Below are 20094 nucleotides of genomic sequence, written 5' to 3' on the forward strand. Positions count from 1 at the left end.
TCGTGGCCGGTGGATCTATCCCACCAAAGACGCCGCACGCGCGGAGGTGTTCAACTACATCGAGATGTTCTACAACCCAAAACGCCGCTACGGTTCCAATAGCAATCTGTCACCGGTAGAGTTCGAGCGGCGCTACGCGCAACGAGGGTCCTGGGTGTCTACAAAACCCTGGGCGTATCAGTCTTACTTCGGATTGCCGTCAATGAATTCGCAGATTCTTGAAATATGGTAAATGTCGTGTGTTAGTTAATAACTTGCTTGCCTTCTAGACAAGCATCATCTTTTTACAATTGCAAATTGTATCAAATTAATTTTCATGTGGCTTCCTTAATTAACTTGAATATTGAGGTGCCGGAAATGCGTATAGTTGGGAGTAATGTGAGATCGATTGCATCAGCCCTAGCAAATGAATCTAATAAGAGCACGCACACTTCGTCTCAAATGACAGGTGAAGCGAATAGTTCGAATGGAATTCTCTCAGCACTCACACCCTTTTCAAGGAATGCAAATCGCAAATCTTCTAACAGTAACAACCCGAGAGGAATGGCACTTCTTGCGAAGACCGCCAAATATCTTGCAGGGGCTGCCGGTGCTGCTTATGCCTACGACAACATCGCCAACAGATTCTTTCTTTCAACAACATCACTACATGATGGTAAGCAAGGCTTCACCAGTGACGCTCGCCTGCAGGAGGCTGAGGAAAAAGCTGAGGCTAATTATAACGAATACCATGCTCATGGCTGCCCTGAAAACGTTGTGGTGGCGCGCGCTTTATCATGGCCAAAGCTTGTTGGAGAAAATCTTTTCGTCACGATGGTAGATTTCCGCGCTGCTACCAAAGTTCACATGAAACAATTAATCAATACAAAAGAGGCACGCGATTCCATTTCGCTAAATATATCATGCATTCTTGGTGATCGCATAAAGCCTGAGCTGCTCGCCAAGCATGGAGTTGTTCAGGCTCCAGTTAATTTCGATATGACCATGGAGGATGATTTTTACGCTAAAAACAAATATTCGCTTTCGGGTGTTCCAAACCAAGAAACCGGCTCCTACGGTTATGCATCACGATCAATTTCTAACCCTTTTATTGAGAAGGGCGAAAAGCATCACGCCCAAGCAATCGTCAGTGACCGAGCGTTGACGCCAGAAGCCTGTATGGTTGCATTGCAACCGCTTCTGGAGAATGGCGAATCACTTAGCCCGGCAGCCCAGTTCCGGGCCGGGCAGGCACTGCTGATTCTTAGGCCATTATACTGCAGCCCGAAAACCTGGGGGGATGCTCACAAGGTGCTAATGCCATTTCTCGAGGGAAAAGGCTTGGCATCTTCACGTGAAAATCAGCGTCTTGGTGAAACTAGGCCGTTTAACCAAAGTGACATGGATAAAGGAATTGCCCGGCGTAATACGAGCGTCGCTGGGCCACTTCTCCATGAGCTCAATATGGTGATACAGGAGTCAATTTGTAAAAAAGATGAAGAGTCGATGAGAGATCTTAGGTCAAAAAAAATGCGAGAGATGAAGTATATTCCAGTTAGTCATTTCAAAATGAATGATGACTGCTCCGGTTTCGAGGATTCTTCCGGCTTGGCTGATTCGTTTACTGGATATAATGTTTCGGCATACATCAATCATGCGCGTTTACTAAGTGGCGAGGATAGGCTTTCTAAGCAGGACGTTGTCGCCATAGTCGGATGCCTGAACGCTGTTTACGACAACGCCAGTAGCGAGCGTCACACACTTAGAGAAACTGCGCACGGGTGTTTCGTCGGAGCTGGCTACACAGTGGAGGACGCTGAAGCTTTTTACAAAAATGTATGCAAGGATGCCGCATTGGAGTTTTATGGCGGAGAAGCACTTAGAGCGGCTAACAAAACTCGGGCAGATGGCGGAGACAGATGACCGAGCAGGCGAGTGAGAGGGACGGCGGGGATTCGTGTAAAAAAACAGCCAAAAGTGAGATAACTCGCTGTCAGCACAGAATTTTTCACGAATTCCCGTCTGCCCTTGGGTTCTGTTGCAGTAAGGCCCACGTTAAAATTGGGTAGCGAATTTTTGAGCTGTGCGATGAAGAAGACGAAGACACCGCGAACCACACTCGCGCCGGGCTTGGCCAAGGTCCTGAAGCGCCGTCACTACCCGCTTGAAGTGATTTTGCTGTGCGTGCGATGGTACGTGGCCTATTCGCTGAGTTTGCGCAATCTTGCGGAAATGATGGGCGAGCGTGGTGTCGCGGTGGATCATTCGACGGTGTACCGCTGGGTCATCAAACTGCTGCCGCTCTTCGAAAGGAGCTTCCGCAAGCACAAGCGTCCGGTTGGGAAAAGCTGGCGAATGGACGAGAGCTATATCAAGATCAAAGGTGAGTGGAAATATCTTTACCGGGCAGTGGACAAGGCGGGCGACACGGTCGACTTCCTGCTCAGGGCCAGGCGGGACAAGGTCGCTGCCCGGCGGTTCTTTGAAAAGGCGATCACCCATAATGGTACGCCAGAGACCGTGACCATCGACAAAAGCGGCTCCAATCTGGCCGCACTGGATGCGGTGAATGCCGATCGCGAGACGCCGATCAAGGTCCGTCAGATCAAGTATCTGAACAACATTGTCGAACAGGACCATCGGGCTATCAAACGCCGGACCCGGCCGATGCTGGGAGTCAAGAACTTCCACCGTGCGAGGGTCATTCTCGGCGGCATCGAGGTAATGCACATGATCAGGAAAGGACAGATGAAATCTGCGGGCAAAGACCCGTCGCCTGCTTCCCAGCAGTTTTACTCCCTTGTGTCATAAGCAATACTTATCATATCGTCATTTCTCGTCCCGACACCCTTACTGCAACAGAACCGTACACGACGTGGAAGCGCTCGTGGTTTGCCATATCCATAGTCTACAGGGGTCAGTGGATCCGAGGGTTGGTCACGCAGCACAATGACGCGCGCCGCGGCATCATGCCCGATGGGCATCGAACTGACAATTCGTGCGGGGGGAACAACTCCACCCGTCCCTGCGGCGCAGGTAGTTTCCGATCACGGCTCGATGTTTCGCATTGCGTCGCGCGCTCGCATCTGCGAATCGGGATGTGTGCCACCGGCGCCTGTTGGGACTGAACCGTGGGTGGCCGTGGTGCTGGCTCTATCAAGGCGTCGATCGTCAGTTTGTTGACCGCTGGGAAAGCGCCTGCGTCCGACGAAGTGAAAGTTGATCCATTCCAGAAGTAAGACTTGTACCGGTCCGCGAAAGGGCTCTGAGCCCAACCACATTCTCAGTCGTCAGCGCGGCAACCACATTCTCAGAACAGCTGCGCTAGAAGCGGCGCCAGATTCTTCCACTTCACCGTGCTCCGGAAGGCAAGGCCATCTTCGTCAAGTGATTCGATGATCACGCGCTGACCGCGCGCTTCGGCCACCACCCGCACCACTCGCTCCCCATAGCGCATCAGCACGCCGATGTCCGGGCAGACATCCTTCCGTCGACCGCGTCCTGTGCGACTCATGTCTTCGCGCCGGACTTGCGTACAGCTTTCACAGGCCCGGCAGACTGCCGGCCCGCGCGGCGCGGAGCGCGGCGTGCGGCACTGCCCGGACCGGACGCTTTCTGCCGCAGGAATTCCAGCTCCTGCGCCTGGGCCTCGTGGCTCGCCCGCATCGCTTCAAATCGCCCCTCCAGCATACCCGTCGAATGGCGCAAATCTCCCAGTTGCGCCTGCAATGAATGGATCTCGGCCTGCGCGCGCTCGCCGTCGCGAGACGCGCGTTGCTGTACACCTTCAAGTTCGCGCTGCAGACGCGTAGCCGCGGCCCGTTCGCGCTCGATCTCGAGCAGCGCGCGCTTCTCCGCGGCCTGCAAACGGGTCTCGGCCAGTTCGGTGCTGGTCCGCTGTTTGTCGAGTTCAGCGGCGAAGTCGGTGCGGGCCTGCGCCAGAGCGGCGTCCCGCTCGCGTAGCGCCTGCTGCGCGCGCTCCAGCTCGCCTTCAAGCGCGTGACGGGTCGCCGCGGCCGCCGCCTGCGCCTGCTCGAGTTCCTGGATGCGTACTTGGGCGGCAAGCAGCGTGGTTGTCCGCTGCTCCAGTGCCGTTTCGGTGCGCGCCAGATCCGCCTGCACGGCCGTGACAGACGCCTCGGCGGCGAGCCGCGCGGCTTCGACTTCGGTCCGCAGCGCCCGGAGGGCGTCATCGGCCGCGCCGGCAGCACGTTTCCAGAGTGTGGCCACCAGGTCGCCCGCCGCGTCACGCAGTTCTGCGGGCAGGTCGGCGTGTTCGATGCGCACGCGGCTTTTCTCCCGAAGGTCGGCCCAGAACGCGTTGAGCACCGCGACGGGCGTACTCATGCTGCCGCGGCGCACGAGCTGATAGAGACGGTTCGCCGTCGGCGTGACGCCGAAGCGGAAAAACAGCAGCGCGCAGGCCTCCCGATAGAGATCGCGCGTATGCGGAAATTCGGCTTTCAGGCGCTCGATCTCGGCCTGGAGGCGGCTTTCATCAGGAACGGTGTCAGACATGAGCATTCCGCGGGATTTTTGAGAAGTAATATTACTGCGTAATTTGACTTTTCTCTACTATTTCTACATTAAATTTCAACATTAACCGTATAATGTTGAAATCGACTGCGAGAGGTGCGACACTGAACGCGTGACACCCCAAGACCACCGGATCCCATGAAAACCGCCCTCGTCGCGCCGCGCCCGCTCGACGTCCTCGAACTGCCCGATGATCTCGACGGCCGCACCGGTGTCAATCGCGCCACCAGCCGCCGCCAGATCGCCGCCGATGACGACCTCGCGGCCGTGCGCGCATGGCTCGCGCGCGTCGCCGACACGAAAACCACCTTCGAGAACTACCGCAAGGAAGCCGAACGGCTGCTGCTGTGGTCCATCGTCCAGCTCGGCAAGCCGCTGTCCTCGCTCACGCACGAGGATCTGCTCGTGTACCAGCGCTTCCTCGCGGACCCGCAGCCGCGCGCGCGGTGGGTCAGCGGTGGGGAAAACGGCAGCGGCCGGAAGTTTTCGCGCGAGGATCCGCGCTGGCGCCCGTTTCACGGGCCGCTCGCCCCAAGCAGCCAGCGCCAGGCGATGGTCATCCTCAACGCCCTTTTCTCCTGGCTCGTCGGTGCGGGCTATCTGGGCGGCAACCCGCTGTCGCTCTCACGCCAGCGCGCGCGACGCTCAGCGCCGCGCGTCACGCGCTTTCTGGAGCGCGACCTGTGGCAGGAGGTCAAGGTCTACATCGATTCGCTGCCTCGCGAGACGGCCCGCGAACGCGAACGCTACTGGCGCGCGCGCTGGCTGTTCACCCTGCTCTATCTGGCCGGCCTGCGCATCTCGGAAGTCAGTGGCAACACGATGGGCTGCTTCTTCTGCCGGCGCGACACCGACGCGCACGAGCGCTGGTGGCTCGAGGTCACGGGCAAGGGGGACAAGGACCGGCTCGTGCCCGCCTCCGCCGAGATGATGGTCGAGCTTGGCCGCTACCGCCGCGAGCGTGGGCTGCCGCTGATGCCCGCTCAGCACGAGGACACGCCGCTCGTGCTGCCACTCGGAAAATCCATGAAACCGCTCACGCGCGCGGCGCTGCACACCATCGTCAAGGCCATCTTTGCCGGCGCCGCGAAAAAGCTGCGCCTGCGCGGCGACGAGTACGCTGCGCGCGCCGCGCAGCTCGAGCGCGCCTCGGCGCACTGGATGCGTCACAGCGCGGGTTCCCACATGGCCGACGGCGACGTCGATCTGCGGCTCATCCGCGACAACCTTGGCCATGCGTCGCTGACCACCACGAGCCTGTATCTGCACGCCGACGATGACCAGCGGCATCGCGAAACAGAAGAGAAGCACCGCATCGACTGGTAACCGGCGATCCCGCGCGGCATGCCGCGCTGCGCCGATGTAACCGGTTTCCGCAGCGAAGCCCAGTCCACTTGCCTGGACCGCGGAGTTCCCAGCGTTCGCCCGGGATCGACGCACCCAGCTCAGAACAGGCCGCCGCGCTCGGCGTCTTCACAAGAACCGGACACGATGGTGGTGCGGCCTCGGGTCCGGAAACATCGCACGCGGGTTTCCCCGGCCAGTACCGCACGCACCCGGGCGAGTTGCCGACCCAGCTCCGGCCAGTCGCCGGAGCCTGCAACAGGCGCCGGTTGCGCGAGCGTCGCCGCAAGGCAATCAAGCAGGCGGCAAATATCGGTGGCAGCGGGCATCCGCTGCTGAACGGACTGAACCAAATTACGCTCCCCGGTAGCGGACACGCCCCCACTCTAGCATGCAGCTTCGTCCATGCCGCCCAGGAAATCGAGCGCAAGCTGGGCGTCGCGCAGCGTTGCCGCGGCCTGCCCCGGACTGCACAAGCCGTCGCCGGACCGGACCGGACCGGACCGGGCACGGCGACGCGCAGGACATCGCGATGGAAGGCGACATCGGCGGTGATCCGCACGAGTTCGCCTGGCGGGCCGTCCCGCGAAGTGATGTTGTTTCATCCCCCAAAGAAAGTCCCGTGGTGCGGTAACCCAACGTGCCGTGAGTTCAACTTTACTTTCCGGAAAAGCAAACTATTGAGAGTTACGTAATTCATGACATCACCAAAGCTCGGCTTGCTTCCAGCAGGCAACGATGATCGATTTGCGCTTCTGGCCGCTCTTGAGCTTGTTTCGAGCGGTGTGCTTCAGTTCGGCCAGGTTATCAGGGCAGAAGTTCGCCAATGCGTGCCGCTTGAGCCAGGCCCAAAGGTATTCGACTGGATTCAGGTCCGGGGCGTAGCCGGGCAGCAGCGCCATCTGGATTGCGCCATCCGTGCTGTCAAGGTACTCGCGCACGACGCGGCTCTTGTGCTGCGCTGCGCCGTCCCACACGATCATCAGCTTGCGCCTGAGTTGCGCGCGCAGCGCTTTGAGGAATTCGATGATTTGCGCGCTTCTGATCGCGCCGTCGTGCAGTCGGAACACGAAGTTGGTACGGGTAAGACCGGCGATGGCCGAAACGTGCTTCCAGTTGAAGTGGTACTGAATGATCGGCGTGCAGCCCTTGGGCGCCCAGGTGCGCACTCGTGTGGGGCGCTCCGAGAGGCCGGATTCGTCAATGAAGACGATCAGTCTTCCTTCGGCGGTACTCTTTTTTTGAGCGCGGGCCAGGTCTTGCGCTTCCAGGTCAGTACCGCGTCCTCGTTGCGCTCGATCGCCCGGCGCTCCGGCTTTTGCGAGCTGAACCCCAAGGCGCCCAGCAACCGCCACACATGTACCTCGCTGAAGGTAACGCCGTACAGTCGCTCGATGAGCACCCGTACGCGCTTGAGCGTCCACAGTTCGGTACCGAATCCGTGTGTCAACGGGCTCTGCAGCAGCGCTGCGCGCAGACCTTCGAGTTGGGCCGCATCCAGTTGCGCCGGCCGCCCCGTGGCCATCACGCGGAGCGCATCGATGCCACCTTCGTCGAGTCGGGCCTTCCATGTGTATGCAGTCTGCCGCGCCACTCCGACCATCTTTGCCGCTTCGGCGGGCGTCTTGCCCGCCAACATCAAGCGACCGGCACGCACCCGCTTGCGCGTAGCGTCGTCCATTTTGGCCATCAACCCCGTCTCCCTTCAACGTGATGACCGTATAACGCACCAGCAGAGAATCGGTTGTCGTGAATTTAGTAAATCTCAATAAGAGTCGCTAACACAAGTCATCCACGAAGCGCGAACAGATAACAGCAGCAGCCAGGGAAAGTAACGCAACATGAATGTCGAGACGACGCTCGAAACGAATGCGCAGTTTGCCGAAACCGGCAAACCAGGCATGCGTGCGCTCGACCACCCAGCGATGCCGTCCGAGCTTCTCTTTACTTTCTACGCCGCGCCGCGCGATACGGGCCTTGATGCCACGCTTGCCCAAGTAATGCCGACAGCGGGCAAAGTCGTAGCCCTTGTCCGCATGCAACTTGCCTGGACGTTTGCGGGGCCGGCCGTTCAGGCCCGCCACCGCCGGAATTGCATCGAGCGTGGACTCGAATGCCATCGAGTCGTGCCGGTTGGCGCCGGTGACCGTGATGGCCAAGGGAATACCTCGTGCGTCTACGACGATGTGCCGTTTCGACCCGAGCTTCCCCCTGTCTGTCGGGTTGCGGCCGGTTTCCTGGCCCCCCGGGGGCTGGATACGCTGGCGCCGTCAATACTGGCCCGCTCCCAATCAATCTGGTCATGTTCACGCAAGCGGCGAAGCAGCGCGAGATGCAGTTGCTCCCACACGCCTGCGGCCTGCAAGTCCCGTAGCCGTCGCCAGCACGTCATGCCACTGCCGAAGCCAAGCTCTTGCGGCAGCTCTTCCCATGGAATGCCCGTTTGCAGCACATACAGGATGCCGTCCAAGGCTGCGCGGTCATCCACCGTTCGACGTCGGCCGCCGTTCGGTGAAGGCGTGAACACCGGAATCAGCGGCTCCAGTGCCGCCCATAACTCGTTACTTATTTTTCGTCTGGCCATGCCGCCAGGATATGGCTTTCATGACCGGATGTCCAGGTTGTGTTAGCGGCTCTAAACGTGGACCTTGTTGACGAAGGGAAGTAAATCTGGAATTTTGCGGATGTTTGCTGGTAGCTGACGTTCGTCTGGTCGATCCTTGAGCGCTATTTGCACCACAACCGTTTTGCGAAGGCAGAGTCGAAAAAGTATCAGCCGGCTCTTTGTATTCTCTTGGGCGTTTCCTCGATCGAGGAACTGCTGGTGCTTTTCAAGACCGCCGAGGATTGCGGGATGTTGGAAGGGTATCGTTTCAACTCCTCGTTAGGCCGCATTCCGTTCAGGAAGTTGATGAACTACGACGGACTTTCAAAGGTTTCGTAGACTGCGGCATCGAGAGGGGCGGAGGGACCGCCCCTCGCATACTAATGAAAAAACGATCTGTTTCAGTTTGCCCGTCGCTTCCCGATGCGTGGGTCTTCCATACGATATCCGTACATGGTCATCGGACGATGTTGGTCCACGTCGCGTACCCTATGTAGGTGTCTCGCCGACAGCCAGAAAATCTTCAGGCGGATCCGCTCGAAGACTGATGTATTCGAGGCGCCACTGATCAACCCGTCGAAGATCTGCCAGCGAGAGATGTGTATCCGCGACGGCGACACTACTCTCAAGAGCAATTTCCTTAGCTTCCTCTGGCTTGCCATAGACGCTCGTGAATAGTTCGGAAATCTCGCTGGCCGCTTTCTCGGCTGCAGCACGCGCAACCGGCCCCCCTTCTGTAGCGTCATACGCAACGGTGATGCGTAGGAAGTAAGGCTCACCGTCTTCGAGGTCCTGAAAGCGCGCTGTGTCGAGGTCGAAGAAAACGCCCACCAGATGGGCGTTGTATGGCTCGAGGAGCTTGCCGGTCAGTTGCTCAACCGTCTTGCCCTTATGTTTTCGGCGAAGGCGATTCTCGAACGCATTCGGGAAAGCCGGACGACCATACCGCGCGGCCAGCCATTGCTTGAGTGCCCTCTTCTCATCGGCATTCAGTGTGACTGACGCATCCGGATTGGCAGCGATCGCATCGAACATCGCCGTACCGACCACGCTTCGGGCATCGCGACGCAGTTCAAGCGCGAGCGTCTGCCCTTCCCCCGTGGTGTAGGAGAGATGAAGCCGGCGTACGTTTCGGGCACGAGTGAACGTTGGCTCCGCCGTCGCAACGATGTCCGCGACGATGCACTCGACAAAGGGCTCCCTGTCGTTGGCGAGATCGCAGTCGTGCGAGATGACAACGACGCGATGTTGACCGCCGTCATCAAAGACGAGTCCGAGGTTCAACGCATGAGCGTCAACGATGAGACTGCCTTGCCGCCAAGCACTGTCACGTCCCGGCATCCCGCCCCCTCAGCGATCCTCGGCAGCACCTGGAATCGAAACATCCGATTGCCAGTCTGCTGTGGCTGGAGCCGCGGTATTCGAAAGACCTGAGAGTGCATAGGATCGCTCCATTGCCCGAGCCTCTTCAATCAAAGTCTGCACGGCCGCCGAACTGTCCTCCCCGGCCTTCAGGATGTCGAACAGGGAGCGATCTTCAAACGCTTTCATTTTCAGGAGACTCGGCGCGCGCGCGACTCCTGCCGCCTTGAACGCGTCAGCGATCTGACTCAACGTCCTGATGCGCGCGAGCCTGTCCGCGTCCGGCATCGACTCTTCGGACAGCCACTTGTAGATCGCCTGGCGCGACACGTCGAAGAGAACCGCCAGATCGCCAATAGCGGGATTCAGCACTGCGCGGACATTTTCCAGATGTTCCTTCGCCGTCCGGATATCCGCGCGCGGGCGCCTGCGCGGCGACCGCACCGCCGTGTCATCGCTGACAAAGAGTCCTGATCGAGGTGAAAGGTACCCGCTCCAACGGTCTACGTTCTCAAGCGGATATGCAGACCCCGTCCCAACGAACGGCCGCAACATCACCGGGTAATGCTTCGCAGCGCCAAACGCAGGCAATGATGATTGCATATGTCCGTCTCCTGATTAGTTTTTTACGACCAAGCCTTTAGGGGTTCTGTTGCAGTAAGGCCCACGTTAAAATTGGGTAGCGAATTTTTGAGCTGTGCGATGAAGAAGACGAAGACACCGCGAACCACACTCGCGCCGGGCTTGGCCAAGGTCCTGAAGCGCCGTCACTACCCGCTTGAAGTGATTTTGCTGTGCGTGCGATGGTACGTGGCCTATTCGCTGAGTTTGCGCAATCTTGCGGAAATGATGGACGAGCGTGGTGTCGCGGTGGATCATTCGACGGTGTACCGCTGGGTCATCAAACTGCTGCCGCTCTTCGAAAGGAGCTTCCGCAAGCACAAGCGTCCGGTTGGGAAAAGCTGGCGAATGGACGAGAGCTATATCAAGATCAAAGGTGAGTGGAAATATCTTTACCGGGCAGTGGACAAGGCGGGCGACACGGTCGACTTCCTGCTCAGGGCCAGGCGGGACAAGGTCGCTGCCCGGCGGTTCTTTGAAAAGGCGATCACCCATAATGGTACGCCAGAGACCGTGACCATCGACAAAAGCGGCTCCAATCTGGCCGCACTGGATGCGGTGAATGCCGATCGCGAGACGCCGATCAAGGTCCGTCAGATCAAGTATCTGAACAACATTGTCGAACAGGACCATCGGGCTATCAAACGCCGGACCCGGCCGATGCTGGGATTCAAGAACTTCCACCGTGCGAGGGTCATTCTCGGCGGCATCGAGGTAATGCACATGATCAGGAAAGGACAGATGAAATCTGCGGGCAAAGACCCGTCGCCTGCTTCCCAGCAGTTTTACTCCCTTGCGTCATAAGCAATACTTATCATATCGACATTTCTCGTCCCGACACCCTTACTGCAACAGAACCTACCGCCGTTCCCCGTCTTGCCAATACCTTGATTTCCACTGCTTGCTCCTGAGTCAGCATCGGCGGCAAAAAGCCGCCATCCTCTCCTAGGTGGGTCAGGTTTACTTCGTAAGCGGCTCGTGCCGGCCGTTATAGACAGTGGCTGAGGGCGACATCAAAGTGATGCACATCATTTCGAATCTGATGGGCACCACTTTGACACAGTCTGCGGAGAAGAAGCCGGGTACCCGAACGGGGCGGCCGAACTACCCCCGGGAGCTGCGTGAGCGACTGGCAGCAGCAGCTTGCGAGCCTGGCGTATCAGTCGCGAAGCTGGCCCGGGAGAATGGCATCAACGCGAACATGCTGTTTACCTGGCGGCGGCGTTATCTGGCCGATCAGCAAGCTCGATCTGCCGGGCTCATTCCGGTCGTATTGCTCAGCGACACGCCGACGGAGGTCATTGAGTCAGCTCCGGTAGAAGCGCCCGCGCAGGGCGCGAAGCCTGTATCACCGGTCGGCACGATCGAGATCCGGATCGGTCGTGCGGTGGTTAAAGTGGACGGCCTGGTTGATGCCGATATGCTGCGGATCGTGCTGGGTAGTCTGCGCTCATGATCTCCCTACCGGCAGGCACGCGCATCTGGATCGCTGCTGGCGTCACTGATATGCGATGCGGGTTCCAGGGGTTGGCAGCGAAGGTGCAAACAGCGCTTGGGGAGAATCCGCTGGGCGGCAACGTCTACATCTTCCGGGGCCGTCGGGGGAGTCTCGTGACATAGTGCATCCTTTGGTTAGAAGCCCGGCAACTTGAGTGACTTCTCTGCTTCCTGTCGGGCCTTGAAGTGAGGCGGCCGCCGTTCCTTGATAGCCCGTACACCTTCCCTGACGGCTTCGGAATCGAGCGCAGCAACAGGGACCTGCCAGGGCGCGGAGGGCATGAGTTGGGTCGCAGGCAGTATTCCCTCACGTATCAGACGGTGAATCGAGCTCCCGTAAATTCCCAGTCGCCGTGAGGCCTCTTCCACGCTGATCGTCTCCGCATGCGATGCCATCGGATCGAATGGCGCAATGCCCAGCCGTTCACGCAGTTCGGTAACACGAACCGTGGTCCAGGTCTTGCCGTCTGGCGATTTGCATCGCATGCGGTTCATGGTCACCGCAAGCTCCCTGTCCGGCCACTGCCCGCCAAGCTTGCGCATAACCTCAACAGCACTGAAGTGTTGGCTGGATGGATACCGTCCAACATTTACGCGTGCGACGCGTAGCTCCGTATGCCGACCACCGGTCCAATGGACTGTGGCGATCGCTTCATTCGTGCTGTCGTCCAGATCAATCACGACTTCCTGAATGAGAATACGGGTCAGCCGCTGCTTTGTCCGCATGTCGGTGCCCGGCGCATTCCACGCCGCTGGGAGGTCGTACGCGAGCGTCATCAGCTGTGCCTGGTCGATCGCCGGCCGGCTTGCGACCTCGCGGTCCAGAAGCGCTGCCCGCTCTTCGAGGTGAGCGACACGTTCAAGCGCCGCATTCCAGCGTGTTTCAAGCTCGCGTGCAACCAACCGCTTCGTCGGATCGACGACCTCATACCGGCGCGCCGCAAGAGATGCATCGTAGCGTGCTTCCTCGAGTTCACAGGACAACGCGCGACGCACATCGTCATCTGCGCGCGATGTTTGCTCTGCAGCGCGGATGGCCGCTTCCACAGCATGTTCCGAAACCGCTTCGAGAATTGCCGCCGCCACCGCTTTGTCGACACGTACTCCACCGATTCCGATACAGAGAATCGCTCCGACATGTGCCTCGTCGCCGCGGCAGTAATAGCGATGCGCGTGACCGGCTCTCATTCCGTAGTTCACTCGCATCATTCGACCGCATCGGCCACATCGCGCCAGACCAGTCAGCAACGCCCGCCCGCCACGAGCAGATCGGCGGGAAGCTCGCTTCTTCATATGTGTGTTCTCGGCAATCATCCTTTGATGCTCCTCGAACTGATCCCACGTGATATAGCCTGGGTGATGGTCATGCAACAGTACGCTCCATTCCTTCATCGGCTTGGAGTGGCCTTCAGTCTTACGAGCCCGTCCGTCGACGACGGCAGTGCGTTGCGTCGTCCTTCCAAACACATACGCCCCAGCATAAACCGGATGTTCCAGCATCTGGACGACCGTGTGATATGCAGGCCGGCTCCATTCGATCCGGATGCCAGCGGGGCCGTGCCGCGTTACAGGCAGCTTGACATTGGATTGTATGGCCCATAGCAGCACCTGACGGGCACTGCCGAGTTCGCGGAACTTACGGAAGAGCACCCGGATGGACTCGGCAACCCGTTCGTCTGGATCCATCTCGATCTGCCCAAGCTCATTCCAGCAGTAGCCCGGAGGTAGTGCAAAGCGCAATTCGCCTCGCCGTGCCTTCGAATCACGCGCGGCAATGCCACGCTGCCGCAGCAGACTGAGTTCGTACTCCGACATCGTGCCTTTGAGTCCGAGCAGGAGCCGATCGTTGACCAGCCTGGGGTCATAAATACCGTCGTGATCAACGACGACCGTGCCGACCAGTGCGCAAAGATCAATGAGATGGTGCCAATCGCGGCCGTTGCGCGCAAGTCGTGAAGCCTCGAGACAGAACACGGCGCCGACGGATCCTGCACACACTGACGCGACCAGCTTCTGGAACCCGGGACGTTCGATACTGCCGGAGCCCGAACGTCCAAGGTCATCGTCGATCGTCGTCACTGAAGCAAAGCCCATGGTTCGTGCAGATTCAGCGAGCGCGTACTGACGATTCTGGCTCTCCGTGTGCTCCACCACCTGGCTCATGGTTGACTGCCGGACGTAGACCACTGCGCCTCGGCAGAGATGATCAGCAGAGATCTTCTGGCTCATCGCGATCTCCTCGGTCGGTTATGTTCGCCGGCTTTCCCAGCGCTTCCAGCAGAAGTGCCGCGAGCGCGTCGATCACTTCCTCCCGTCGATTCCCCACTATGGCTGCGTCGAAGGTGGGATCCAGGTGCAGTTCCAGCGGAAGCTGTACGCCGGGTTCTCTTTGCAGTCGTCTCATCGGAATGGCCCTCCGTTGACAGAGGCTTCTATGATCCTCCTGCGGCGGAGTGGCGCTTCCGATCAGACAGGACGCGGCACAAGAAGGCCAGCGCCTCGGCGCTCACTTGCGGTTCGCCAAGCGACATCGCCGAGCATATTGACGCATCGAGCATCCAGGCTGGCAGTTCGCGGGAGATCTGTTGCGGGACGTCGAGGTGAACCATCTGATTCCCGCGGCGCCCAGTGCGGCGGACCAGCCTGTATTCCTGGCCGTAGGCGGGGTGCCAGCGGTATGCGATCACCACAATTTGCGATCGGTATGTTGAATGTCGTGTGGTTTGGCGATCTGGTAAAGATTCTCTGGGCCTCGGAGGACGGAATCTGGCTGCTCGCGAAGCGGCTTGAACGAGGCCGTTTTATATGGCCCAAGGCCGACGGTGGCAAGGTCCATCTGAGCTCTGCACAACTGTCGATGCTGCTTGAGGGCATCGACTGGCGACAGCCCCGTCGCACTGCCGCACTATCGATGTTGTAAACCGCGCGGCAGACTCGTAAACTACGGCGCATGTCGAACGGCGCCGATCTTCCTGACGATGTCGAGCTCCTGAAGGCCTTGCTGGTTGAGGCCCGTAGCCTGCTTGCCGAACGCGATGTCGAGATTGAGCAACTCAAGGCGCAGATCGACAAGCTCAGGCGCATGCAGTTCGGTCGCAAGTCCGAGCAGTTGCAGCGGCAAATCGAGACGCTCGAGACTCAACTTGAGGATCTGGCCGCCGGGCGCGGAGTTGTGGATGTGCAGCGTGCGCAGGCCCGCGGTGCAAATGCGTCCACCTCAAATGCGACGACGGACGAAGCGGCTTCCAGGCAAGCGCTTCCCGCGCATCTGCCGCGCGAGGATCATGTGCTCAAGCCTGAATCAAGTTGCCCGGATTGCGGTCAACCAATGCAGGTGCTCGGCGAGGACGAATCCGAACAACTCGCCCGGGTCGCAGCGGTGTTCAAGGTCATTCGCACGATCCGGCGCAAACTGGTTTGCCCATGCTGCAGCACTATCACCCAGCCGCCGATGCCCGGCCTGCCGATCGAGCGGAGCATCGCCCATCCGAGCTTGCTGGCAGACATCCTCGTCTCGAAGTATGCAGACCACCAGCCGTTGTACCGGCAATCGGCGATCGCGGGGCGCGACGGCGTGACGCTTGACCGGGCCAGTATGGGCCGATGGGTCGGCCAGTGCGAGGCACTGTGCGCTCCGCTAACAGAGGCGCTGCGCCGCTATACGATGGCCGCGACCAAGCTCCACGCGGATGACACGCCGATCCCGGTGCTCTCACCGGGCAACAGGAAGACCCGCACCGGCCGGCTATGGGTCTACGTGCGCGACGATCATCGCTCCGGCTCGGCGCAACCTGCTTCAGTCTGGTTCGCGTACTCGCCGAACCGGCAAGGCATCCATCCTCAAACCCATCTCGCCAGCTTCAAAGGGATTCTGCAAGCGGACGCTTACGCGGGCTTCGACGAATTGTTCCGCGATGGCTTGATACGCGAGGCGGCATGCCATGCCCACGCGAGGAGAAAGTTCTACGACATCCATGTGCGCACGCCATCTGACACAACACAAAAGGCACTCGAATATATTGGCGGCTCTATGACATTGAGGCCTCCATTCGCGGCAAGCCCGCCGCCGAACGGCTGCGAATACGGCAGGAGAATGCCAGACCTCTGCTTCAGATCTACGAAGCGTGGCTCAGGGCAAAGCTCGAAACGCTGTCGTCGAAGTCCGATATGGCCAAGGCGATCAATTACACGCTGAACCAGTGGAGCGCACTGACGTTGTATTGCGAAGACGGTACGCTCGAGATCGACAACAACATCGCGGAGAACGCGCTGCGTTGTGTAAGCCTGGGTCGGAAGAATTTTTTATTCGCCGGCTCCGACAGTGGCGGCGAACGGGCAGCAGCAATGTACTCGTTGATCGGCACTTGCAACTTGAATGACATCGATCCGCGTGCCTACCTGGACTATGTGCTAGCCCACATCGCCGGTCACAAAATCAATCAGATCGACGAGCTCCTGCCTTGGCGTGTGGCCGACAAGCTGCACACGCCGGCAAGCCCGCCGAATCCCGCTACCTGACCGGCGGCTCCAGTTCACCATCATGCCCCACGCGCATGCGAATGGACCAACGGCCCAGCTGAGCCGCTTACTTTACTTCGGCGGGTGGGTCAGTTTTACATCGGCGCTAACAGATGACCGAGAAGCTGAGTCCGGGTGTGGGAAAAGTACTCAAACGCTTGCATTACCCGCTGGACGTGATGTTGCTGTGCGTTCGGTGGTACGTGGCCTATCCGCTGAGCCTGCGTCATCTCGAACAGATGATGGCCGAGCGCGGGATTGCGGTCGATCATTCGACCGTTCATCGTTGGGCACTCAAACTGTTGCCGGTCCTGGAGAAGGCGTTTCGACGGCGCAAACGGACGGTCGGCAAGAGCTGGAGGATGGACGAGACCTACATTCGAATCAGGGGTGAGTGGCGGTATCTCTATCGGGCTGTCGACAAGGCAGGCAACACCGTTGATTTTCTGCTGCGAGCCCGACGGGACAAGGCTGCAGCCCGGGCCTGTTTCGAAAAGGCAATCGACCAGAATGGCGAACCCGAGACCGTGACGATCGACAAGAGCGGATCGAATCTGGCTGCCTTGCAAGCGATCAACGCCCCGCGGGATGTGCCGATCAAGGTCCGCCAGAAAAAGTATCTGAATAACATCATCGAACAGGATCATCAGGCGATCAAGCGCCGGACCCGACCGATGCTTGGATTCAAGAAATTTCGTTGTGCCCGCATCCTGTTGGGCGGCATCGAAGTTATGCACATGATCGTCAAGGGGCAGATGGACGATGGTGGTGTCGATCAGAATCCCGCACAGCAATTCTATTCACTGGCTGGATAAGTAGTCCGTATCGTATCGGGTCTTTACTAACCTCTCATTCTTACCGCGACAGAACCTCTTTGCCAGCCCTGCCAGACAGTCAATGCCCGCTCCTTAGCGCGGCGGTCTCATATGGCGTATAATCGGGCATCATTTGATGCTTCATGGAGTCCATCATGGTCATCGTGTCCCCAGCGCGAATCGCGTCCGTCATGGCGCTTTCCCGGCTGCCCGCTTCGTTTGCCGAGCTCGACGACTTGGTGCGTGGTGGTCTGCCCAAATCGGCGCTCCGCGCCAGTGTCGAGCATGTCGCGCGAACGACCGAAGAGCGCCGCAGCCTGCTCTTTCGCATTGTTCCGGAGGCCACGTTCAAGCGCCGTCGCGACGTGCTCAGCCCCGATGAATCCGAGAAGGCCGAGCGGCTGGCGCGGATCTTTGCGACTGCTGAATATGTGTGGGATTCAGAAGTTGACGCGAGGGAATTCCTGAACACGCCCCATCCACTGCTGGACGGCCGTACCCCACTTGATGTCTCGATGACCGAGCTGGGTGCGAGGCGTGTGGAAGAACTGCTCTGGAAGCTGTTTTATGGAATTCCCGCCTGATGCGGATCTATCGCATTGCGGATAGCCGTCACCCTGTCTGGGATGGCACCGGCGCTCAGCTGGTCGGCGGTCGATTCAACAGTCCTGGCCGCGCTGTCATCTACGGCGCGGTCACCTTCGCTGGCGCCATGCTCGAGGTGCTGGTCCACGCGCGTATAGGCAAGGTGCCGCGTTCCCACGTCGTCGTTACGGCTGAAGTACCCGACGATGTTCCGGTAGAGCACGCGGACGCCACTCTGCTTCCGGCTGGATGGGACGGGGCGAACATCCAGATCGCTCGGGAATTTGGGGATCGCTGGATCGCGGAACGTCGCACTGCGATATTGCTTGTGCCCTCGGTGGTAGCGAGGGAAGAGTGGAATGCGCTGGTCAACCCCGCCCACCCGCTCGCGCAGGGCATCGTTGTTGGCAAGTCGCGACCTGTCGTCTGGGACGAGCGGCTGTTTCCGCGGCCCTGATGATTGTGTAGCAACAGTGGTCCATCACTGATCGTTGCGCGGCGGCGCAGTACAACCCGGCGTCTAGACAATCCGCGGCCCTCCGGAGATCGTCCCGATTCCGCCTACCGTTTCACAGGTTGATACGTTGCAGGCATCACGACGTTAGACTATGACTGTTAAATCGTTCAACCTTCAACACAGAAAATAAGACTGCGGGGTCCGCACATGGATGGCGCCGCGCAAATCGTTACACAACTTCATCAGGCAGTTGCCACGGTTCTGTCGCGGTAAGAATGAGAGGTTAGTAAAGACCCGATACGATACGGACTACTTATCCAGCCAGTGAATAGAATTGCTGTGCGGGATTCTGATCGACACCACCATCGTCCATCTGCCCCTTGACGATCATGTGCATAACTTCGATGCCGCCCAACAGGATGCGGGCACAACGAAATTTCTTGAATCCAAGCATCGGTCGGGTCCGGCGCTTGATCGCCTGATGATCCTGTTCGATGATGTTATTCAGATACTTTTTCTGGCGGACCTTGATCGGCACATCCCGCGGGGCGTTGATCGCTTGCAAGGCAGCCAGATTCGATCCGCTCTTGTCGATCGTCACGGTCTCGGGTTCGCCATTCTGGTCGATTGCCTTTTCGAAACAGGCCCGGGCTGCAGCCTTGTCCCGTCGGGCTCGCAGCAGAAAATCAACGGTGTTGCCTGCCTTGTCGACAGCCCGATAGAGATACCGCCACTCACCCCTGATTCGAATGTAGGTCTCGTCCATCCTCCAGCTCTTGCCGACCGTCCGTTTGCGCCGTCGAAACGCCTTCTCCAGGACCGGCAACAGTTTGAGTGCCCAACGATGAACGGTCGAATGATCGACCGCAATCCCGCGCTCGGCCATCATCTGTTCGAGATGACGCAGGCTCAGCGGATAGGCCACGTACCACCGAACGCACAGCAACATCACGTCCAGCGGGTAATGCAAGCGTTTGAGTACTTTTCCCACACCCGGACTCAGCTTCTCGGTCATCGATCACGTCACGCATTAAGGCCCGTCAGCATAGCAGACCGACTTATTACGACAGATCCCGCAGAAGGGCAGCGCCTGAAAGCCGTTACACAGTTGCCGGGGTCGATGCACCCCGGTCATGCGCCGCTACTGGTTGCGAACACGCGAGAAGCGTTGCTGGAGCTTGCGCAACTCAACACGATCGAGATTCACGCGTGGAACGCGACTGCGCCCGACCTCGACCATCCCGACCGTTTCATCCTCGATCTCGACCCCGATCCACAACTCGACTGGAACGTGATGGTTGAAGCCGCAACGCTTACGCGGGTTGTGCTGGACGAACTCGGACTGCAGTCGTCCTGCAAGACCAGCGGAGGGAAGGGCGTGCACATCATCGTGCCGCTTGCGCCGGTCCATACGTGGCAGGATGTGAAGGGATTCAGTCACGCGATTGCGCGACATCTTGCGAAGATCATTCCTCAACGCTTTTCAGCCGTGTCAGGCCCGCGAAATCGCATCGGCAAGATCTTTGTGGATTACCTGCGAAATGGAAAAGGCGCAACGACAGCGATCGCCTTGTCTCCTCGGGCCAGACCCGGGCTTCCGATATCGATGCCGGTCAAGTGGGACGAGTTGCTGGAACTCAGTGGTGCCGCCGACTGGAACGTCATGACGGGCATCGCAAAAGCCAGGCTGAGGTCAGGCGAAGAGGCCGCTGGCGCCGGTCAGCAGGTGTTCACCGACAAAATGCGGCGATTGATTCGTGCGGCCGGTTGACCGT

At 59.1% G+C, this 20094-nt stretch carries 21 protein-coding genes and 3 pseudogenes; 13 read left to right on the plus strand and 11 right to left on the minus strand.

Going from position 1 to position 20094, the window contains the following annotated elements; all coding sequences use genetic code 11:
* Window positions 1-7: 7 nt before the first annotated feature.
* The 3 genes and pseudogenes from G5S42_RS42675 to G5S42_RS42685 form a co-directional block, all read left to right on the plus strand.
* Window positions 8-148, plus strand: a pseudogene (locus G5S42_RS42675) (IS3 family transposase); the annotation flags it as partial.
* Window positions 149-543: 395 nt separating this feature from the next.
* Window positions 544-1902 (plus strand): XopAG/AvrGf1 family type III secretion system effector, encoded by a 1359-nt coding sequence (gene xopAG / locus G5S42_RS42680; RefSeq protein ID WP_217710383.1) that lies wholly within the window; start codon window positions 544-546, stop codon window positions 1900-1902.
* Window positions 1903-2067: 165 nt separating this feature from the next.
* Complete coding sequence (locus G5S42_RS42685) at window positions 2068-2790, plus strand: IS6 family transposase (RefSeq protein WP_176112604.1); 723 nt, start codon at window positions 2068-2070, stop codon at window positions 2788-2790.
* Between the two features lie 499 nt (window positions 2791-3289).
* Here the strand turns inward: G5S42_RS42685 and G5S42_RS42690 are convergent, their stop codons facing one another.
* Entirely contained in the window at window positions 3290-3493 is a 204-nt protein-coding gene (locus G5S42_RS42690) for a hypothetical protein (protein ID WP_176112529.1), read from the minus strand.
* Window positions 3490-4497 (minus strand): DNA-binding protein, encoded by a 1008-nt coding sequence (locus tag G5S42_RS42695; protein ID WP_176112606.1) that lies wholly within the window; start codon window positions 4495-4497, stop codon window positions 3490-3492. The genes G5S42_RS42690 and G5S42_RS42695 overlap by 4 nt, the downstream gene beginning before the upstream one ends.
* Window positions 4498-4653: 156 nt before the next feature.
* On the opposite strand from G5S42_RS42695, the gene G5S42_RS42700 reads away from it, so the two are divergent.
* Window positions 4654-5841 (plus strand): tyrosine-type recombinase/integrase, encoded by a 1188-nt coding sequence (locus tag G5S42_RS42700; RefSeq protein ID WP_176112608.1) that lies wholly within the window; start codon window positions 4654-4656, stop codon window positions 5839-5841.
* A gap of 119 nt (window positions 5842-5960) precedes the next feature.
* On the opposite strand, the gene G5S42_RS42705 is transcribed toward G5S42_RS42700, so the two are convergent.
* The 6 genes and pseudogenes from G5S42_RS42705 to G5S42_RS42725 all read right to left on the minus strand — a co-directional run bounded on the left by G5S42_RS42705 (window position 5961) and on the right by G5S42_RS42725 (window position 10429).
* Window positions 5961-6212: a hypothetical protein gene (locus G5S42_RS42705; protein WP_176112609.1), complete on the minus strand. Its 252-nt coding sequence runs from the start codon at window positions 6210-6212 to the stop codon at window positions 5961-5963.
* Between the two features lie 351 nt (window positions 6213-6563).
* Complete coding sequence (locus tag G5S42_RS45020) at window positions 6564-7283, minus strand: IS630 family transposase (RefSeq protein ID WP_312883743.1); 720 nt, start codon at window positions 7281-7283, stop codon at window positions 6564-6566.
* Window positions 7178-7549 (minus strand): annotated as a pseudogene (locus G5S42_RS45025) (helix-turn-helix domain-containing protein); the annotation flags it as partial. The gene G5S42_RS45020 and the pseudogene G5S42_RS45025, both read right to left, overlap by 106 nt.
* A gap of 88 nt (window positions 7550-7637) precedes the next feature.
* A protein-coding gene (locus G5S42_RS42715; protein WP_176112613.1) for an IS5 family transposase occupies window positions 7638-8443 on the minus strand; the annotation gives its coding sequence in 2 pieces (ribosomal slippage) (window positions 7638-8113 and window positions 8113-8443; 807 coding nt in all).
* A gap of 510 nt (window positions 8444-8953) precedes the next feature.
* Window positions 8954-9805: a hypothetical protein gene (locus G5S42_RS42720; RefSeq protein ID WP_176112615.1), complete on the minus strand. Its 852-nt coding sequence runs from the start codon at window positions 9803-9805 to the stop codon at window positions 8954-8956.
* A 9-nt stretch (window positions 9806-9814) separates the two neighbouring features.
* Window positions 9815-10429 (minus strand): helix-turn-helix transcriptional regulator, encoded by a 615-nt coding sequence (locus tag G5S42_RS42725; protein ID WP_176112617.1) that lies wholly within the window; start codon window positions 10427-10429, stop codon window positions 9815-9817.
* A 99-nt stretch (window positions 10430-10528) separates the two neighbouring features.
* Here G5S42_RS42725 and G5S42_RS42730 point away from each other — a divergent pair, with 99 nt between their 5' ends.
* From G5S42_RS42730 to tnpB (G5S42_RS46025), 3 genes are all read left to right on the plus strand, one after another.
* On the plus strand, window positions 10529-11251 hold the full coding sequence (locus G5S42_RS42730; protein WP_176112618.1) for an IS6 family transposase: 723 nt from the start codon (window positions 10529-10531) through the stop codon (window positions 11249-11251).
* Window positions 11252-11444: 193 nt separating this feature from the next.
* Window positions 11445-11903, plus strand: a complete 459-nt coding sequence (gene tnpA / locus G5S42_RS42735) for an IS66-like element accessory protein TnpA (protein WP_312883744.1) — start codon at window positions 11445-11447, stop codon at window positions 11901-11903.
* Entirely contained in the window at window positions 11900-12067 is a 168-nt protein-coding gene (gene tnpB / locus G5S42_RS46025; protein ID WP_176112620.1) for an IS66 family insertion sequence element accessory protein TnpB, read from the plus strand. The genes tnpA and tnpB (G5S42_RS46025) overlap by 4 nt, the downstream gene beginning before the upstream one ends.
* A gap of 12 nt (window positions 12068-12079) precedes the next feature.
* Here the strand turns inward: tnpB (G5S42_RS46025) and G5S42_RS42745 are convergent, their stop codons facing one another.
* Together G5S42_RS42745 and G5S42_RS42750 are read right to left on the minus strand one after the other, a co-directional pair.
* Window positions 12080-14173, minus strand: a complete 2094-nt coding sequence (locus G5S42_RS42745; protein WP_176112622.1) for a recombinase family protein — start codon at window positions 14171-14173, stop codon at window positions 12080-12082.
* Window positions 14151-14348 (minus strand): hypothetical protein, encoded by a 198-nt coding sequence (locus tag G5S42_RS42750; RefSeq protein WP_176112358.1) that lies wholly within the window; start codon window positions 14346-14348, stop codon window positions 14151-14153. The genes G5S42_RS42745 and G5S42_RS42750 overlap by 23 nt, the downstream gene beginning before the upstream one ends.
* Window positions 14349-14648: 300 nt before the next feature.
* Between G5S42_RS42750 and tnpB (G5S42_RS42755) the strand changes: the two genes are divergently transcribed.
* The 5 genes and pseudogenes from tnpB (G5S42_RS42755) (at window position 14649) to G5S42_RS42775 (ending at window position 18319) form a co-directional block, all read left to right on the plus strand.
* Window positions 14649-14864: an IS66 family insertion sequence element accessory protein TnpB gene (gene tnpB / locus G5S42_RS42755; RefSeq protein ID WP_376777326.1), complete on the plus strand. Its 216-nt coding sequence runs from the start codon at window positions 14649-14651 to the stop codon at window positions 14862-14864.
* 30 nt (window positions 14865-14894) lie between these two features.
* Window positions 14895-16462, plus strand: a pseudogene (gene tnpC / locus G5S42_RS42760) (IS66 family transposase).
* Window positions 16463-16575: 113 nt separating this feature from the next.
* Entirely contained in the window at window positions 16576-17277 is a 702-nt protein-coding gene (locus tag G5S42_RS42765; protein WP_176112624.1) for an IS6 family transposase, read from the plus strand.
* A 155-nt stretch (window positions 17278-17432) separates the two neighbouring features.
* Window positions 17433-17861, plus strand: coding sequence for an Xre family toxin-antitoxin system antitoxin (locus G5S42_RS42770; RefSeq protein ID WP_176112626.1), 429 nt, complete (start codon window positions 17433-17435; stop codon window positions 17859-17861).
* Window positions 17861-18319 (plus strand): RES family NAD+ phosphorylase, encoded by a 459-nt coding sequence (locus tag G5S42_RS42775; protein WP_176112628.1) that lies wholly within the window; start codon window positions 17861-17863, stop codon window positions 18317-18319. The genes G5S42_RS42770 and G5S42_RS42775 overlap by 1 nt, the downstream gene beginning before the upstream one ends.
* A 313-nt stretch (window positions 18320-18632) precedes the next feature.
* Here G5S42_RS42775 and G5S42_RS42780 read toward each other — a convergent pair whose 3' ends face one another.
* A complete protein-coding gene (locus G5S42_RS42780) occupies window positions 18633-19334 on the minus strand; it encodes an IS6 family transposase (protein WP_176112624.1) in 702 nt (233 codons plus the stop codon).
* A gap of 153 nt (window positions 19335-19487) precedes the next feature.
* Here G5S42_RS42780 and ligD point away from each other — a divergent pair, with 153 nt between their 5' ends.
* On the plus strand, window positions 19488-20090 hold the full coding sequence (gene ligD / locus G5S42_RS42785; RefSeq protein WP_176112630.1) for a non-homologous end-joining DNA ligase LigD: 603 nt from the start codon (window positions 19488-19490) through the stop codon (window positions 20088-20090).
* Window positions 20091-20094: the final 4 nt, after the last annotated feature.

The organism is Paraburkholderia youngii, assembly GCF_013366925.1.
Classification (GTDB): Bacteria; Pseudomonadota; Gammaproteobacteria; order Burkholderiales; family Burkholderiaceae; genus Paraburkholderia; species Paraburkholderia youngii.

What these genes read in the sequence shown, in the direction of transcription:
- tnpB (WP_376777326.1), top strand. Translation starts at nt 14,649, where the DNA reads ATGTTGAATGTCGTGTGGTTTGGCGATCTGGTAAAGATTCTCTGGGCC.
- G5S42_RS42695 (WP_176112606.1), bottom strand. Translation starts at nt 4,497, where the DNA reads ATGTCTGACACCGTTCCTGATGAAAGCCGCCTCCAGGCCGAGATCGAG.
- G5S42_RS42770 (WP_176112626.1), top strand. Translation starts at nt 17,433, where the DNA reads ATGGTCATCGTGTCCCCAGCGCGAATCGCGTCCGTCATGGCGCTTTCC.
- tnpB (WP_176112620.1), top strand. Translation starts at nt 11,900, where the DNA reads ATGATCTCCCTACCGGCAGGCACGCGCATCTGGATCGCTGCTGGCGTC.
- G5S42_RS42720 (WP_176112615.1), bottom strand. Translation starts at nt 9,805, where the DNA reads ATGCCGGGACGTGACAGTGCTTGGCGGCAAGGCAGTCTCATCGTTGAC.
- G5S42_RS42685 (WP_176112604.1), top strand. Translation starts at nt 2,068, where the DNA reads ATGAAGAAGACGAAGACACCGCGAACCACACTCGCGCCGGGCTTGGCC.
- G5S42_RS42745 (WP_176112622.1), bottom strand. Translation starts at nt 14,173, where the DNA reads ATGAGCCAGAAGATCTCTGCTGATCATCTCTGCCGAGGCGCAGTGGTC.
- G5S42_RS42765 (WP_176112624.1), top strand. Translation starts at nt 16,576, where the DNA reads ATGACCGAGAAGCTGAGTCCGGGTGTGGGAAAAGTACTCAAACGCTTG.
- xopAG (WP_217710383.1), top strand. Translation starts at nt 544, where the DNA reads ATGGCACTTCTTGCGAAGACCGCCAAATATCTTGCAGGGGCTGCCGGT.
- G5S42_RS42725 (WP_176112617.1), bottom strand. Translation starts at nt 10,429, where the DNA reads ATGCAATCATCATTGCCTGCGTTTGGCGCTGCGAAGCATTACCCGGTG.
- G5S42_RS42775 (WP_176112628.1), top strand. Translation starts at nt 17,861, where the DNA reads ATGCGGATCTATCGCATTGCGGATAGCCGTCACCCTGTCTGGGATGGC.
- G5S42_RS42730 (WP_176112618.1), top strand. Translation starts at nt 10,529, where the DNA reads ATGAAGAAGACGAAGACACCGCGAACCACACTCGCGCCGGGCTTGGCC.
- G5S42_RS42700 (WP_176112608.1), top strand. Translation starts at nt 4,654, where the DNA reads ATGAAAACCGCCCTCGTCGCGCCGCGCCCGCTCGACGTCCTCGAACTG.
- G5S42_RS42780 (WP_176112624.1), bottom strand. Translation starts at nt 19,334, where the DNA reads ATGACCGAGAAGCTGAGTCCGGGTGTGGGAAAAGTACTCAAACGCTTG.
- G5S42_RS42750 (WP_176112358.1), bottom strand. Translation starts at nt 14,348, where the DNA reads ATGAGACGACTGCAAAGAGAACCCGGCGTACAGCTTCCGCTGGAACTG.
- G5S42_RS42690 (WP_176112529.1), bottom strand. Translation starts at nt 3,493, where the DNA reads ATGAGTCGCACAGGACGCGGTCGACGGAAGGATGTCTGCCCGGACATC.